The following is a 16,075-nucleotide window of genomic DNA, read 5'->3' on the forward strand; positions in this document are numbered from 1 at the left end:
CTCTTAACTTAACGGACTTACGCGATGGTCAGCAGGTTATCACCCACTGCTACCGAGTCGCCTTCTTTAACACTGATTGCACCGATGGTGCCGGATTTAGGTGCCGACACATTGGTTTCCATCTTCATGGCTTCCAGCACAATAATGGTGTCACCTTCGTTCACCTGCTGGCCCGGGGAGACCAATACCTTGAAGATATTGCCCGCCAGAGGCGCGGGTACAGGATCTCCGCCAGCAGGGACACCAGCAGCAGGAGCCGCGCCACCGATAGCGGCAGGTGCGCCGCCCACAGGAGCAATACCGGTCAGATCGCCACCATTGGATACGGTCACGGTATAGCTGTTACCTTCGACATTAACGGTGTAAACCTCTTCACCGGCATCGTTGGTCACCACAGAACCTTCTTTGCCGGTCGGCACAGGTTCAAAGGCATCCGGGTTGCCGCGGTTTTCCAGAAACTTCAGACCAATCTGTGGGAACAGTGCGTAAGTCAGTACATCGTCGATTTCACCTTCACCGGCAGTGAGGCTAATACCCTTCTCACTGGCCAGATCGCGCAGCTCGTCAGCCAGTTTATCCATTTCCGGCTCCAGCAGATCGGCCGGACGACAGGTAATGGCTTCGGCGCCATCCAGTACGCGGGTCTGCAACTCAGCGTTGTAAGGTGCAGGTGCTGCACCGTATTCACCTTTGAGCACACCCTGGGTTTCTTTGGAGATGGACTTATAACGCTCACCGGTCAATACATTCAGCACCGCCTGAGTACCAACAATCTGAGAGGTTGGGGTAACCAGAGGGATATAACCCAGATCTTCGCGCACGCGAGGAATCTCGGCCAGCACTTCAGAGAAACGATCTTCCGCGCCCTGATCCTTCAGCTGGCTCTCCATATTGGTCAGCATACCGCCCGGTACCTGAGCGGTGAGAATGCGGCCATCAATACCGCGCAGAGAACCTTCAAATTTGGCGTATTTTTTCCGTACTTCACGGAAGTAATCGGCGATTTCTTCCAGCAGCCCCAGATCCAGACCGGTATCGCGGTCGGTACCCTCCAGAGTTGCCACCAGCGCTTCGGTGGGGCTGTGGCCGTAGGTCATGGACATGGAGGAGATAGCGGTATCGACGTTATCGATACCCGCTTCAATACACTTCAGGGCCGTTACGGAAGACAGACCCGTGGTGGCATGACAGTGCAGGTGAACCGGGATGTCACAGGCGGCCTTCAATTTCGACACCAGCTCATAACCGTCATAGGGTTTCAACAGGCCCGCCATATCTTTAATGGCAATGGAGTCGGCGCCCATATCCTCAATCTTCTTACCCTGTTCTACCCACATATCCGTGGTGTGAACCGGGCTCAGGGTATAGGAAATGGTTCCCTGAGCGTGCTTGCCCACGTCTTTTACCGCTTTCAGGGCCGTCTCAATATTACGCATATCGTTCATGGCATCGAACACACGGAATACATCGACACCGTTTACCGCACAGCGCTCAACAAATTTGGCCACCACATCATCGGCGTAGTGGCGATAGCCCAGAATATTCTGACCGCGGAACAGCATCTGCATCGGCGTGTTGGGCATCGCTTTTTTCAGCTCGCGGATGCGCTCCCAAGGGTCTTCGCCAAGATAGCGGATACAGGCATCAAAGGTTGCCCCACCCCAGGTCTCCAGTGACCAGAAACCGACTTTATCCAGCTTCTCGGCAATGGGCAGCATGTCGTCGAGACGCATGCGGGTGGCAAACAGTGATTGGTGGGCGTCGCGCAAAACCACATCCGTGATACCCAAGGGCTTTTTGTTGTCGCTCATGAAAATTTCTCTAAAGGTTCGATTTGAATTTGGTTAATCACCACAGGCTATCTATATAGCTGCGGCCATAATTACTTCTGCTTGGCTCGGTGCTGATTGACGGCATCCTGAATGATCGCAATCAACTTGGGATCGTTAACGCCAACCGGTGCGGCGCGTACAGGGGCCAATTCAGGCTCGGGAGCATCGGGAAAGAAACGGCTAACGACACGGGACATGATCATTGTCGCGATGACCAGAACAGTGAGGAACACAAACACCGTGCCCATACCAAAGAGCATCAAATCGATGCCTTGCTGCAAGATATCTTGTTGCATAGGGGGGATAACCTCCATTGTCCACGCTACAGGGTCAGAACTGTAGCGCTGGGAATGATCTGAATTCTCCTGGAATCAGACCCTCTAAATGTCGCCCTGGGCGAATGAGCGGGTGGCTCGCGCCGGAGAGTGGGTGGCGCTTCGCTTAGGACCTCCTCTTGTGAGGGCCGCCGACGATATAACGAACCAGCTACGGGCGCAATCCTTGAATAGCAAATAGGCACTATTCATCTGATTTATAACAAAAAATCAGACTATAGGCTGAAGCTATCCTCACAGGATCGGCGTATCCGCCCTATCGACAACAAGAATAGTCAATCCTGCTATACTTTGCCGCCCTCAAACCAACCCGAACCCAACTTAACTGCAGAGGCCCATGCGATTATTTCTAGCCCCCATGGAAGGTGTCGTCGATCACCATGTTCGCGAGCTGCTCACGGCCTTGGGCGGCATCGACATTTGTGTCACCGAATTTGTCCGCGTCAGTGAGCACCAGCGTCTGCCCGAGCGTGTATTTAAACGCCTTTGCCCGGAGCTCAATAATGACTGCAAAACCCCGTCCGGGGTGCCAGTAAGAGTGCAACTATTGGGTGGCCAACCCGGCTCGTTAGCGTTTAACGCCGCCAAGGTCGCCCGCATGGGGGCCTGCGCCATCGACCTGAACTTTGGCTGCCCAGCCAAAACCGTCAACAAAAGCGATGGTGGAGCCACACTGCTGAAAAACCCGGAGCGCCTGTTCAATATCGTAAGCGCTGTTAGAGAGAGGGTCCCGCCAGAAGTTCCGGTGACGGCCAAAATACGTCTGGGATTTGAAGATCGCAGTCTTTATCTGGATAACGCTCAGGCCGTGTACGAAGCCGGCGCCAATGAACTGGTCGTCCACGCTCGTTCCAAAGCCGATGGTTACAAGCCACCGGCCTACTGGGACTATATCGCCCGGATCAAGCAAGCCATCGACATTCCGGTCATTGCCAATGGGGAGATCTGGTCCGTGGAAGATTGGGTACGTTGTAAACAACAATCCGACTGTAGCGACTTTATGCTGGGACGAGGCGCGCTTGCGACGCCGGACCTGCCACGGCAAATTCAAGCTGCCAGCCGAGGAGAAGACTATCAGCCATTGAGCTGGCCTGAAGTATGTCAATTACTGTTTGGCTACTATCAAACTACCAAGTCGCTCTACCCTGCCAAACATCTTGGCAATCGCGTCAAACAATGGCTGGCTTATTTAAGACTGCAATACCCCGAAGCCGAACAACTGTTTGAAAACATCAAGCGCCTGAAAACGGCTGAAGAAATAGAGAGGCATTTTTTTATGAGTGGCGCCAAGGCGGCTTGAAAAAACTGAATGCAATAAAAAAAGCCGCGGTAAAACGCGGCTTTTTTTATAAAGAAAAATGCGTCACTTACAGTGCAACAATTTTCTCAGCTTGAGGACCTTTTTGGCCATCACTAACGGTGAATTCAACTTTCTGGCCTTCTTCCAGAGATTTGAAACCATCGGATTCAATTGCGCTGAAGTGAGCGAAAACGTCCGGGCCGTTTTCCTGCTCGATGAAGCCATAACCTTTGGCATTGTTGAACCACTTAACAGTACCAGTCACACGAGACATATCTGATCTTCCTAATTTAACTTTATAAGTTATTTGAATAATGCCCATACAAGGCAGTTGTAGCTAGCAGGATGGGTATTACTTATGTGCAACGAGGTACCGCAAAAATCCAGGGTAGAACTTCGCTCTCTTTAGATAAATAAAAGCCTTACCTTCAAGCTGAACTTGATACTACGCCTTCCTTTCGTAATGTCAACGGTTTCGGATAACTTCTCACAACCCGCATTTTTATAGGGCAAATTCATATTTTCTGTAACACAAATGCACTATATTTTGGCAATTTTTGCAGCCTAATCTGGCCACGATCAGTCCTTTCGGGTCGGGAAAAACAGATACCGTAACCACCCCCAAAAACTATTGCCCTGAAGAATGTAGCGATCCAGCTTATCCTGATTTTCATTATAGTAATCGGCATCCTGAAACAGCACATCGCGCTTAAGCATTTTACGGCCGGGGCTCAATTGCTTGATCACTCTGGCCGGGTTGCCTCCAACCACAACATTATCCGGTACGTCTTTCACCACCACGGCACCAGCGGCTACCACACTGTTTTCACCAATGGTCACGCCCTTGCCTACTTTGGCACCATGACCAATCCAGACATTATCCTTTAAAACAATGGGCTTACTGCAACGGAACGGTCGAGTTCGGTTATAGAGGCCATGCCAGTCACTGTCGGAAATATAGCAGCCCGCCGCAAACATACAGTTATCGCCAATGGTAATGCCCTTGGCTGACATGATAGTGGTGCCCGGCGACAACAGGCAGTAATTACCGATCGCTATGCTTCCCTGAATTCCCTTGCCGCTCCAGCAGGTTAACTTCACAGGGTTATCCCAGGAACTGATCAAATGGAGACAATCTCCGGCGGTTATATATTCACCGAATATTTGCGCACTTCTGGGACTTAATACCTGCGGGCTTTTACCCAGAGAGTCAAAATGCTTGCTGAAATAACGGTCAACGTAGAATTGGTTGCAAAGGCTTAAAAAGCGCTTAATAAAATAGGGTTTATGCTCTCGTCTCACTGTGTGTCCTTTTCTGCCTTTCTTCTGGTTCCCTGTTATTGCCTGGTGGTCATTTTGGACAGTGGATGCGTCTTTAAAACACCTTGCCACGCACCGGCCATCACTCTACTGTTGCGTTCTGTATTTTAAGGCCAGTAGAGAAAACCTTATGTCTATTACCCTTCCCATCAATATCGATTCCGTAAAAGGCTTTTTAGCTGCTGACGAGGGCGAAGCGCTCTATCAATATGCTCTGACAGCATCCAAGCTGGGCCCCTGTCTGGAAATTGGCAGCTACTGCGGCAAATCCACGGTTTACCTGGGAACCGCTTGCAAGGAAAACAATCGCACCCTGTTTGCTTTGGATCACCATCGCGGTTCAGAAGAGCATCAACTGGGTGAGGAATACCACGACCCCGACCTGTACGATACCAGCATCGAGCTGATGGACAGTTTCAAAACTTTTCGCACCACCATGCGTCTGGCAGATCTGGACGATACGGTGGTACCGATTGTCTCCTCATCACTGATTGCCTCAAGGGATTGGGCGACACCTCTGGGCATGGTCTTTATCGATGGCGGCCACAGTGAGGAAGCAGCTCAGACCGACTATCGCAGTTGGTCCAGCTTTATCAAGCCCGGCGGCATTCTTGCTATCCACGATATCTTTCCCAATCCGGAAGATGGCGGTCAGGCGCCCTACAATATCTGGAAACTTGCCAAAGCCTCAGGTCTGTTTGAGGAATTGCCCACCGTAAACACTCTGGGACTTTTCCGTCGCTTGTAACAGGTTATTTTCCAGAAACAGTCGCGCGGCCGGGGTGTGCTCGGTCAGCGCATCGGCGGCCAGTAAAATCGCACCCGCCGTCCAGGTGGTTTTTTCTTCAGGCCAAATAATTTTTTCAACGTACTGATACCCGGTCCAGTAGCCACCATCGGCATCGCGCCACTGATGCAGCCAACTGTAGATCATCATTGCCTTGGAACGCTCGCCAGCGGCCAGTAACGCCATGGTTAATTCACAGGATTCAGCGACCGTTACCCAGGGCTCATCACTGACGCACAGACAACCCATGTCGTCTTTGACAAAGGTATCCCAGCGCTCTTTGATTCGTGCTTTCGCACCAGCCTTGTCGTAGACACCCGCCAAAATCGGGTAGAACCAATCCATTGAATAGCGCTCTTTACTCTCCCAGGTGCGATCAAAGCACTCCGGATGAAAGCGCAGGGTCTCGCCCAATCTCTGGTGGGCCTCTCTCCAGCGCAGACAACTCTGTCCGAGAGTCACCGCAATATTGATGGCGCACTCCAGACTTTTGTAAACGGAAGAACAGGCCGTCACCAGCGCATCCTTTAAGGGCTCACCGTCTTCGGATACGGCCCAGTAAATTTCTCCCGTTGGCGCCTGTTGCTGCAGGATAAAATCCATCGCGGCATAAACCATCGGGAAAGTCTCCTGAAGAAAAGCATCGTCTTCAGTGATCAAATAGTAGTGCCACAATCCCGTGGCAATATAAGCCACAAAATTGGTTTCCCTTTTATCGCAATACAAGGGCTTACTATCCTGATAGTTGGCGTACCAACTGCCATCGCTTAATTGTTGTTCCTGCAACCAGCGATAAGCTTTTCGAGCCGCTTCATAGCGCCCGGCAATAGTCAGCCCCATGGCCGCTTCAATATGATCCCATGGATCGGCTTTACCGCCCTTAAACCAGGGGATACAACCGTCTTCTGTTTGCACCGAGAGAATGTAATCAACGGTGTCACTCAGAAAAGCCTCGGGAAACATGCCCTTGCTCAACATCAGACTATCCATCAGGCCTCTCCCGGCTGAAAATACATGACGACACTTTTACCCAGAACAGGATTAAGCAAGGCTTCTGTTTTGCGCGTAATCCAGGGTTGCTTCATCAAGTCCCACACCAGCAGCTTATGATAGGCGTCGACCAGCTTTGACTCCTGCTCCCACTTCCAGCATTTGAGCCACCAGTAGGGCGCGTGAAGAGCATGTGCACCATGGTGATCGAAGCGTTGCCAACCAAATGACTCCACATCATGTTTGAGCTGCACTGCATTGAAAATACGAATATGGCCGCCTTCAACCTCGTGATAAGCCTTACTTAACCGCCAGCAAATTTCTTCCGGCCAGGCGCGAGGCACACTCACGGCCAACAAACCATCGGGTTTGAGTACGCGCTTAATCTCTTTCAAGACCCCTTTATAATCGGGAATATGCTCCAGCACCTCTGAACAGATGACCTTATCAAAACTGTCATCTGCAAACGGCAAGGCCAACGCATCCGCTTCCTGAAAATGGATGGATTTATTCTTATTGGCTTTATCGGTAAATTCGCTGGCACCTTTTCGGGCTTTTTCAACATCACTGGCAGACAGATCCACACCGACAGCTTCAACATTGGCATGTAGATAAGCGCCCAATGTGTGGCGACCTTCGCCACAGCCGACATCCAGAATGCGATCACCGTCACGCAATTGCAGTTTATTGAAATCAATGGTTTGCATGAAAAATAACTTCTATCAATTACTGTTGAACTGTTTGTACCAGAATAGCGTTGTAATACTCGGTGAATTCACGGGCAGCTACTTGCCAGCTGAACTTCTCAAGAATACGTTGACGCCCCTGCTGACCCAGTAAATCGCGCTGGGCTTGGTCATTTAATAGCTGCTTGAGCGCATCGGCCAGTGCTTTGCTGTTTCCTGCCGGAACCACGACGCCAGCCTCACCAACCACCTCGGGTAAAGCGCCGCCATCAGAAGAAATGACGGCACAGCCACAAGCCATGGCTTCGCCAGCAGGCAAGCCAAATCCTTCATATAGCGATGGAGAAACGACAATGGAAGCCTCGTTATAATATTCCACCAATTTTTCGGTGCTGATGCCCGAGACAAAATTCACTGAATCCTCCAGTCCCAAGCGACGCAGGCGACGCTGAGTCGGGCCACCTTTTTTTAACTTACCGACAACCAACAATTCCAGATCAGGATAAAAAGGTTTTAATCGAGCCATGGCTTCCAGCAAATAGCGTAAACCCTTCAGGGGCTGATCGGCAGATGCCGTAGTCATCAGACGCAATGGTTTGCGGGTGACTTCCGGTAATGGCCGGAACGTCTCGGTATCAATGCCGTTGTAGATCAGGCTGATATCCTGCTCCGGGCGATCAAACGCCTCGGCGATATCCTTGCGCGACTGTTCAGAAACAGTGACCACATGATCCAGCTTCTGAACCACCTTCTTTTGCATCCCCAAAAAAGAATGCCAGCGCCGAGCCAGCAGTCTGTACCACCAGTTAGGGGCCGCATCCAAAGCCAGTTGCAAATCTCGGGTAATAGGGTGATGCACGGTCACCACTGTAGGAATGCCACGTTTTTGAAGATCCAGAAGTCCGTAGCCCAGACTTTGATTATCATGCACCAGATCATATTCATGACCGTGCTTTTTCATATAGCTAGCCACCCGGCGGCAAAAACTGTAGGGCTCGGCAAAACCACCGGTCAACATACTCCACCATTCCATAAAGTCGGCCCAGGAGAGCAGATGTCTGGGGCGCAAAGCAAAAGCGTGATGCTGCTTGGAGGCAAACAGATCCAGGCTCGGCATTTCTATCAATTTAACTCTGGGATCCAGATCCGGGTACGGAGGGCCGGAAATGACATCCACCTGATGACCTGCGTCAACCAGTGCCTTGCTAAGGTATTTCAGATAAATACCCTGTCCACCCACAAACGGTGCACTACGGTAGCCCAACAGGCAGATTCGCAGTGGTTTTTCCGCCTGCAGTATCAAATTGTCTGGAACTTGTTGTTGTGCTGTCATGGGGGAGGTCCTGAATGAGGGCCCCACTCAGAGGCCACTATGGCTAACCGGGCCGAGTCTCGCACAGGCCCTATACCCTCTCAATGGCAATTCAAGTCATTTATCGTGACGCAAATGACTTATGCGGTCATTTAAATACCGGCTCTCGATTCTCCAGAAAAGCGTTCACAGCTTCGAGGTATTCATCTGAGCCAATATGACGATTGGTATAGCCACTTTCCACCGCATAGCGCTCCTCGAGACGAGCTTCCTGATTGATGTTCATGGCTTCCTTGAAATAGCGTAGCGCATTGGGAGACTGCCTGAGCAAATCTCTGGCCACTATCATTGCCTCATCCAGAACCTGCTCTTTGGCCACTACCTTGTGAACCCCGCCGTAGTGAGCAATCTCACCGGCGCTGATAGGGTTGCCCGTCAACGACATGTAACGCACTACTTTCTCCGGCACAATCAATTCCAGAAATACCGCCGCACCAATGATGCCCACCTTAATCTCGGGTATGGCAAAATGAGCATCTTCCGCCGCTATCATCACATCGGCCGCTGCCGCCAGAGCCATACCAGCACCGTAAGCATGACCATGAACCGCAGCAACTACCGGCACTTTGCAGTTATACACCGCCGCGATGCCGGCACTTACTGCCTTGCCGTAAGCCACGGGATCTTCACCATCGTTCAGCTTTTTAAATTCACTGACATCATTGCCTGGGCAGAAGAACTTGCCCTCCGAGCGTAAAATAGCCACTCGCACGTCCTGGCGCTGACCAATATCGGCAAACACCTTTTCAAGCTCAAGATAGGTTTTCTTGACCAGAGAATTGATCGGCGGCCGATTCAGAGTAACCACCGCAATATGGTTATTCACTTCCAGATGAACGGACTGGGTTTCGGAAGAATCCATTTTATGTATACCCTCTTATGATTATTTTCAGGTTTAAATACAGAATTTGTATCTGGCCTTAATCCAGTGCAGACAGCAAATCTTTTGCACTGACTCCCTGAGCCAACTCGCCTCGTTCTACTTGATGAACCAGTTCTACGATCTTGCGATTGGCGGGGCAAGGCACCCCCAGCTCTTCAGCGGCGTTCACCACGGCGCCGTTGAGATGATCGACTTCTGTCAGTTTGTTATTACTCAGATCCCACCACATGGAGGTTCTGACAGTCGGATCAATTTCGAGCATTTTACTGCCCAGGATTTTAAACAACCAATCGGGAATATTCAGAAAACCGGGTATCTTTTGCGCGGGTAGCCCCGTCAATTTGGGTAAAACCAAATCTTTGGCTCTGGTGACGGCCAACAATTCTGCCATAAGCCTTGCAATGACCCGCCGATATCCCCTCTTTTGCAGCATCGATTTAACCGGGATATCGGCCAGAGCATTAATGGCGTTGGCAAGATTCAATTGAAGTTTTGCCCAGAGCACCGCATCCATATCCCGACTAAGATGCACTGGCATCAAGCCACAATTGAGCTGTTCTACGATGGCTTCCAACCGGGGGTGATGCTCTACGGTGACATCGCCTTCACTGCCCCGGTGCAAATGATTGGGTGCCATATCAGCAACATTGAACTGCACCATCACCCGCAATACCGTGTTTGACGAGAAAGCCTGACGCACAGCAGCATCAGATCCCAAACCATTCTGACAGCAAAGAATTATCGTATCAGGTCCAACCAGAGGACAAATATCCTCAATAACAGCCTCTACCGCAGTGCATTTCACGGTCAACCAAAGGAAATCCGTAGTTGTTTGGGGCTGCACGGAAAACTCAAAGCCCTCGGCAAAAGCCTCATTGCCATGAAAGTCAGTCAGCTTTAGTCGCCCGGAGAAGCGTTCACGCAATCGCTCACGCCCGACGATACTGACATCAAACCCCTGACTGCGAAGTAATCCGCCGACATAACCGCCGATTAAACCGGCACCAAAAACCGTATGAAGGGACATCAATCTCTCTTATTATTCTAAATCCGATTAACGTAAAATGAATCAGGCCATGATTCATATCAACGTCAAAGCATACGCAAATCACTAAACTGCGCCACCCTCATTACACTTTATAACAGTGCCTGGCGAGACCCGCCCAAGGAAAACCGATAGATGACCACCGTAAATGTTCGCTGGAATGCCGAGATGATCCGCCGCTACGATCTGGCTGGCCCACGCTATACCTCGTATCCCACAGCCCCTCAATTTGTGGATGATTACGCAACCAGCGAAGTTGATGCAGCCGTAGCGCGAAGCAATGCCGCCGGCCGCCCCCTGTCACTGTATTTCCACATCCCGTTTTGCGACACCATCTGTTACTACTGCGGCTGCAACAAAATTGTGACGGCTAATAAAAAACGCGCCCAGCCTTACCTTGATACCCTGTATCAGGAGATTGCCATGCGCGCCGCTCAGATTGACAGCGATCGTCCGGTTCATCAGTTGCACTGGGGGGGCGGCACGCCCACTTATATCAGTGATGAGCAAAAGATCCAGCTGATGGCAGAAACCCGCAAACACTTTAATCTGCTAGATGACGACTCGGGCGAATATTCCATTGAAATTCATCCGGGCGCCATGAACGCTGAGACCATCAGCGTGCTGCGCGAGCTGGGCTTTAATCGTCTGAGCATGGGGGTTCAGGACTTCGACCCCAAGGTCCAGGAAGCCGTCAATCGCTTTAACAGCTTTGAGGAAGTGGCTGAGCTGGTGCACAAAGCCAAGGAAGAGAAATTTCACTCGCTGAGCATGGATCTGATCTATGGCCTGCCTCACCAGTCGGTAGAGAGCGTGGATCGGACTCTGGATCAGATTATTGACCTGAATCCCGAACGCCTGAGCCTGTTTAACTACGCCCATATGCCTCACCTGTTCAAAAGCCAAAAGCAGATTGATGAGACCACCCTGCCGGAGCCACAGGAAAAGCTCGCCATTCTGGAAAACTCCATCGACCAGCTGCAACAAGCCGGATACGTCTATATCGGCATGGATCACTTTGCCAAGCCCAACGATGCCCTGACCATCGCTCAGGACAACGGCGAACTGCAGCGCAACTTTCAAGGCTATGCCACTCACGGCAACTGCGATCTGTTTGCCTTTGGCGTGTCAGCCATCAGCTCCATTGACAATATTTTTGTGCAGAATCACAAGGATATCCCCGGCTACACCAAAGCCATTGAGGAAGAGAAGCAGACTCCCATCCTCAAAGGCCTGACCCTGACCGATGACGACCAACTGCGTCAGGCAGTGATCAACCAGTTAATCTGCCACTTTGAGCTGGAATACGCGCCATTCAATCACGCGTACCAGTTCGACTTCTGCGAGTATTTTGCCGATGCACTGGAAGAACTACAGCCCATGATTGCAGACGGACTCATTATCCGCAGTGACAGCGGCTTAAAAGTATCCGATGACGGTCGGCTATTGATTCGTCGAATTTGCATGGCGTTTGATGCCTATCTCAAGAGCCCTCAGCCGGTACGCTATTCACGCATTATCTAGCCGCAACCAGATAAACCGGGTAAATTGGCCTCTATGGACAGAGAGACTTGGAAAGCCGCACTTAAACAACACTACACAGCCCCCATGGAACAGACGTTCAAACAGTTCCGGCTGGGGGCCATGCTGTTTTTTCTGGGCGCGGTGATTTTGTATATCGCATTCAATAATCTGCAGGCATCGTTGCTACAGGAACTTGTCACCCTGCTGGGTCTTATCATTGGCGGCATCGGTTTTTTAATTGCCATGCTGGCTCAAATTCGAATGCTGATCAGCCGTATCGTACAGTTTTTTAATGACAAATAGATTCAACAGGCTATTTGTGTATCGCGATATTGCTTGGGCGAACATCCCATCCACTTTTTAAACGCCTTGGTAAAATTGGAAGGGTCTGAATAGCCCATATAATCAGAGATCGAAGCTATACTCTGCTCCCCGGTATCGAGATACCGAACCGCCATTCTTCCCTTCACCTCTTCACACAGATCCCGAAATGAAATATCAGCGGCCCGCAATTTGCGAAAGAAGGTTCTATTAGACACACAAAATATTTTGGCCACATCTTCAGCCGAGGCCGAAGGATCCAAATCCATAAGAATCGTTTCAATACAGGCAATCACCAACAAGCGATTGGCTTTAACATCACGGAATAATTTTGGCGCAGAAGCTAGATAATCCATGACATTCTCCTCAACCAGAAATATAGCCGCCATCCATCACCTGTTCACTGCCGGTGATGTTATTGGCCGCTGCGCCACACAGGAAAACCACCATGGCACCGACATCATCCGCCGAAGTGAAACGTCCTGTGGGTTGAGTCCCGAGTAAAACGTCATCCATGACTTGCTGCTCCGATATGCCTCGAGCTTTAGCGGTGTCGGATATCTGGTTTTCAACCAATGGCGTCAAAACATAACCGGGACAAATGGCATTACAGGTAACACCGGTCGTTGCCAATTCAAGGGCTACGGTTTTGGTTAACCCCAGCACGCCATGTTTGGCGGCAACATATGCGGATTTGTAAGGTGAGGCCACCTTGCCATGGATCGACGCCACATTAATGATTCGCCCCCACCCCTGCTGTTTCATTATGGGAGTTACCGCTTTGATGGCATGAAACACACTGCTCAGGTTTATCGCAATAACTTTGTCCCAGGCCTCCCGGGAAAACTCTTCGACGGCAGCCACATGCTGAACCCCCGCGTTATTCACCAAGACATCAATGCGACCATGTTTCTGGTAGACGTCCGCAATCATGGCTTCAATTTCATCCGGCTTGCTCATGTCCGCCGAAATATATTGGGCATTCACTCCCATATCAGAAATTTCCCTGAGCAAGGTGTCAATCTTTTCTGACTCAGCCAAACCGTTAAGAACAATGTGACAACCACTGCTCGCCAACTGTTTGGCAATGGCCAAACCAATGCCACTGGTAGACCCTGTAACTATCGCAACTTTTGAATCCAACATTCTCATCTCTTTATTATTTTTATTCACAAAGCCGGTTAACGAAGGCGTCAATGGCCTGCACCGATTGCGCTTCATCTAACATGGGCGCATGACCCACTCCAGGCACTTCTACCGGCTGCATTGTCGGTAAGACGGTCTTCATTTTTTCAAAGCATGCCTGTGACAGGATGTCAGAATACTCCCCACGAATCGCCATCAAAGGCACCTCAGACAGCATGCTGAAAAGTGGCCATAAATCCGGTGGCACAGCAGCCTTTTGACTGGCTTCAATGGGGGCCGCAATAGCCGGATCATAGGCCAGAACGGGAAGCCCTTGATCGTTTTCACGATAGAGTCGCTCGGCCATTTTCTGCCACTGCTGGTCGGAGTAATGAGGAAAACTACTCTGATTCAGCAATCGCGTTTGCTCTATCGCTGAAGACCAGTCATGGGCCGCTTTAACCTTACCCACGTATCCCATAATTCTCGCCAGCCCCTCCGGGGCGACTTCTGGACCAATATCATTGATGATCAGGCCTTGGATATTTTCAGGCTTGGTAGCAGCCATCATCATACCCATCAGTCCGCCCATGGAAGTACCAATCACCACCACCTGGGTCACCGAGATACTTTCCAGCAGTTGCCACATATCCTCGACGTAAACCTGTGGGTTATAACGGCTGGCATCCGTATCCCACTGAGACAATCCGCGACCGCGTTGCTCGGCACAGATCACTCGATGACGCTTGCTAAGGTGCTCGGCAATGAATTCGAAATCTGCGGAGTTTCGGGTCAGGCCGTGCAAGCACAGTACAACCAGGTCACTGTCTGACGGCGCCCCGTAATCCCGCGCATAAAGGGTCAAACCATCCTTATTCTGATAATAAATATCCTGATACTGTTTCATAAACCTAGTCGTACACCCTGTCTGAATAATGTTTGCGCAGTTCGCGTTTTAAAATTTTGCCATTGGAATTTCTGGGCAATTCATCGACCCAAATGGCATCAACAATGCGCTGCTGTTTTCCCAGACGCTGGTTTGCCCAACCCATAAGTATCTCTGCATCCAGAGTCTCTATGTCACCCGCCTGCCCGGGTTGCGGCACAATCAAAGCCAGTGGCGATTCTCCCCAGCGTCGGCTGTTGGCCGCAATTACGGCTACGTCATTAATCGCCTCATGTTCGATCAGAACAGACTCTATATCCTGAGGATAAATATTTTGCCCACCGGATAGGATCATGTCTTTTTTGCGATCGACAATAAACAGATAGCCGTCTTCATCCAGATAACCAACATCACCAGTTCGCAACCAGGACAATCCCTGTTGGTCCACAAAACAAGCGGTTTTATTGGCATCCGGCCGGTTCAGATAACCCGGCATGGTAATGCGCCCACGGGAGACGATTTCTCCCGCCTCACCAATCGACGCTTCGGAGTCATCTTCCTTTAAAATTTTGATATCGGTGCCAAGCAATGGCTTACCCACTGATGCCCATCGGCCTTGAGCGTCTTCGGCATCCAATGTGGTAATCACCCCCTCGGTCAATCCGTAGAGCTCAATAATGCCGCAATCAAAGATCCGGAAAATTTCCTGTTTTAAATCCTTGTGCAGAGGTGAACCACAGCTCATCAACGCCTGTAACGAACTCACATCGGAGGCAGATTGTTGAAACCGTTCCACCACGCGCTGATACTGAATGGGCACCATGGCCGCATGGGTTATGCGTTCGATATCAACCGTTTCCAGAAAACGTTCTTGTGAAAATCCTTTGTGGATATACAGTGTGCCTCCACCCAACAGCGTGCACAGAATGCCCACCCAGGAAATATTGGAGTACATCCCGATGGTTAACAGCGTTCGACTGTGGCTGTGATAGCGCAAAGCCAGAGCCAAGTCATAAGCCCAGTCGCGACGTCCGCGATGAGTATGAACAATGCCTTTGGGTAAACCGGTGGTACCGGAACTGTAAATAATATTCAGAGGGGCTTGTTCTTCGATCGCAATATCAGGCAGAGTCGCAGGCTGTCCATCGGCCAGTTCGTCCAGAGAAATCCACCCCTCTCTCTTCCCATCGCAAAATCTGTGCTTAATCCTTGCAATTACTGCTGACGTTTGCAGACGAGCAATCTGATCGACGGTTGCCACTATGCCCTTAACACTGGCATCGTTCAGCATGTTAGCCATGGCTTTGTCATTCACCGATAAATTAATCGGCACCGTAACAACGCCCATCGCCATGGCAGCCAACATAATCTGTAACATCGGTATGCCATTACTCATGACCACGCCAAGACTGTCACCGGGCTTAAAACCGGCGGCCAGCAAACCATGAGCCAAGCGATGATTGGTGTCGATAAAAGCCCGCCAGGTCAGGCGCTTATCGTCACACACCACCGCGACATCTCCGGCTCGCCATTTGCCATGCAGAGCAAATATTTCCGGCAAGAGCGGAGCTTTATAGTTGAATGAGGTAAACATGTTTTCAGTCATATTCTATTTGGAAAAACGGAGCCCCCACCGGAGGCTCCAAAGTTGAGAGAGAGAAAACCACCA

General features: G+C 50.6%; 17 protein-coding genes. 4 read left to right on the forward strand and 13 right to left on the reverse strand.

The features are described from left to right. Nucleotides 1-17 precede the first annotated feature (17 nt). Both oadA and ACPXV9_RS06630 read right to left on the reverse strand, forming a co-directional pair. Nucleotides 18-1,811, reverse strand: a complete 1,794-nt coding sequence (gene oadA, locus ACPXV9_RS06625; protein WP_423895655.1) for a sodium-extruding oxaloacetate decarboxylase subunit alpha — start codon at nt 1,809-1,811, stop codon at nt 18-20. A gap of 71 nt (nt 1,812-1,882) precedes the next feature. Continuing rightward, on the reverse strand, nt 1,883-2,128 hold the full coding sequence (locus ACPXV9_RS06630) for an OadG family protein (RefSeq protein ID WP_423895656.1): 246 nt from the start codon (nt 2,126-2,128) through the stop codon (nt 1,883-1,885). A gap of 376 nt (nt 2,129-2,504) precedes the next feature. Between ACPXV9_RS06630 and ACPXV9_RS06635 the strand changes: the two genes are divergently transcribed. After that, nucleotides 2,505-3,467: a tRNA dihydrouridine synthase gene (locus ACPXV9_RS06635; protein ID WP_423895657.1), complete on the forward strand. Its 963-nt coding sequence runs from the start codon at nt 2,505-2,507 to the stop codon at nt 3,465-3,467. 67 nt (nt 3,468-3,534) lie between these two features. Here the strand turns inward: ACPXV9_RS06635 and ACPXV9_RS06640 are convergent, their stop codons facing one another. After that, nucleotides 3,535-3,741, reverse strand: a complete 207-nt coding sequence (locus ACPXV9_RS06640) for a cold-shock protein (protein ID WP_423895658.1) — start codon at nt 3,739-3,741, stop codon at nt 3,535-3,537. A 305-nt stretch (nt 3,742-4,046) separates the two neighbouring features. After that, entirely contained in the window at nt 4,047-4,568 is a 522-nt protein-coding gene (locus ACPXV9_RS06645; RefSeq protein WP_423895659.1) for an acyltransferase, read from the reverse strand. Between the two features lie 349 nt (nt 4,569-4,917). On the opposite strand from ACPXV9_RS06645, the gene ACPXV9_RS06650 reads away from it, so the two are divergent. Next, entirely contained in the window at nt 4,918-5,535 is a 618-nt protein-coding gene (locus ACPXV9_RS06650) for a class I SAM-dependent methyltransferase (protein WP_423895660.1), read from the forward strand. Here ACPXV9_RS06650 and ACPXV9_RS06655 read toward each other — a convergent pair. The 5 genes from ACPXV9_RS06655 to ACPXV9_RS06675 all read right to left on the reverse strand — a co-directional run bounded on the left by ACPXV9_RS06655 (nt 5,476) and on the right by ACPXV9_RS06675 (nt 10,532). Next, nucleotides 5,476-6,564, reverse strand: coding sequence for a prenyltransferase/squalene oxidase repeat-containing protein (locus ACPXV9_RS06655; RefSeq protein ID WP_423895661.1), 1,089 nt, complete (start codon nt 6,562-6,564; stop codon nt 5,476-5,478). The two genes, ACPXV9_RS06650 and ACPXV9_RS06655, sit on opposite strands and share 60 nt — an antisense overlap. Then, nucleotides 6,564-7,271, reverse strand: coding sequence for a class I SAM-dependent methyltransferase (locus tag ACPXV9_RS06660; RefSeq protein ID WP_423895662.1), 708 nt, complete (start codon nt 7,269-7,271; stop codon nt 6,564-6,566). Before ACPXV9_RS06660 ends, ACPXV9_RS06655 begins: the two co-directional genes overlap by 1 nt. A 19-nt stretch (nt 7,272-7,290) precedes the next feature. Continuing rightward, nucleotides 7,291-8,583: a glycosyltransferase family 4 protein gene (locus ACPXV9_RS06665; RefSeq protein ID WP_423895663.1), complete on the reverse strand. Its 1,293-nt coding sequence runs from the start codon at nt 8,581-8,583 to the stop codon at nt 7,291-7,293. A gap of 127 nt (nt 8,584-8,710) precedes the next feature. Further along, nucleotides 8,711-9,484 carry an enoyl-CoA hydratase/isomerase family protein gene (locus ACPXV9_RS06670; protein WP_423895664.1) on the reverse strand — a complete coding sequence of 258 codons (774 nt, stop codon included), beginning with the start codon at nt 9,482-9,484 and terminating at the stop codon, nt 8,711-8,713. A 58-nt stretch (nt 9,485-9,542) separates the two neighbouring features. Continuing rightward, a complete protein-coding gene (locus ACPXV9_RS06675) occupies nt 9,543-10,532 on the reverse strand; it encodes a 2-dehydropantoate 2-reductase (RefSeq protein ID WP_423895665.1) in 990 nt (329 codons plus the stop codon). 153 nt (nt 10,533-10,685) lie between these two features. On the opposite strand from ACPXV9_RS06675, the gene hemN reads away from it, so the two are divergent. Beyond that, entirely contained in the window at nt 10,686-12,074 is a 1,389-nt protein-coding gene (hemN, locus tag ACPXV9_RS06680; RefSeq protein ID WP_423895666.1) for an oxygen-independent coproporphyrinogen III oxidase, read from the forward strand. 33 nt (nt 12,075-12,107) lie between these two features. After that, nucleotides 12,108-12,377 carry a hypothetical protein gene (locus ACPXV9_RS06685; RefSeq protein ID WP_423895667.1) on the forward strand — a complete coding sequence of 90 codons (270 nt, stop codon included), beginning with the start codon at nt 12,108-12,110 and terminating at the stop codon, nt 12,375-12,377. 2 nt (nt 12,378-12,379) lie between these two features. On the opposite strand, the gene ACPXV9_RS06690 is transcribed toward ACPXV9_RS06685, so the two are convergent. Genes ACPXV9_RS06690 through ACPXV9_RS06705 form a run of 4 tightly spaced genes read right to left on the reverse strand, consistent with a single transcriptional unit; the run spans nt 12,380 to nt 16,000 of the window. Next, on the reverse strand, nt 12,380-12,751 hold the full coding sequence (locus ACPXV9_RS06690) for a helix-turn-helix domain-containing protein (protein ID WP_423895668.1): 372 nt from the start codon (nt 12,749-12,751) through the stop codon (nt 12,380-12,382). Between the two features lie 10 nt (nt 12,752-12,761). Then, entirely contained in the window at nt 12,762-13,541 is a 780-nt protein-coding gene (locus ACPXV9_RS06695) for a 3-hydroxybutyrate dehydrogenase (protein WP_423895669.1), read from the reverse strand. Between the two features lie 19 nt (nt 13,542-13,560). Further along, on the reverse strand, nt 13,561-14,427 hold the full coding sequence (locus ACPXV9_RS06700; protein ID WP_423895670.1) for an alpha/beta fold hydrolase: 867 nt from the start codon (nt 14,425-14,427) through the stop codon (nt 13,561-13,563). Between the two features lie 4 nt (nt 14,428-14,431). Then, nucleotides 14,432-16,000 (reverse strand): class I adenylate-forming enzyme family protein, encoded by a 1,569-nt coding sequence (locus tag ACPXV9_RS06705; protein ID WP_423895671.1) that lies wholly within the window; start codon nt 15,998-16,000, stop codon nt 14,432-14,434. Nucleotides 16,001-16,075 lie beyond the last annotated feature (75 nt).

The sequence above is a fragment of the Candidatus Pelagadaptatus aseana genome, assembly GCF_040362265.1.
Lineage (GTDB): Bacteria > Pseudomonadota > Gammaproteobacteria > Pseudomonadales > Cellvibrionaceae > Pelagadaptatus > Pelagadaptatus aseana.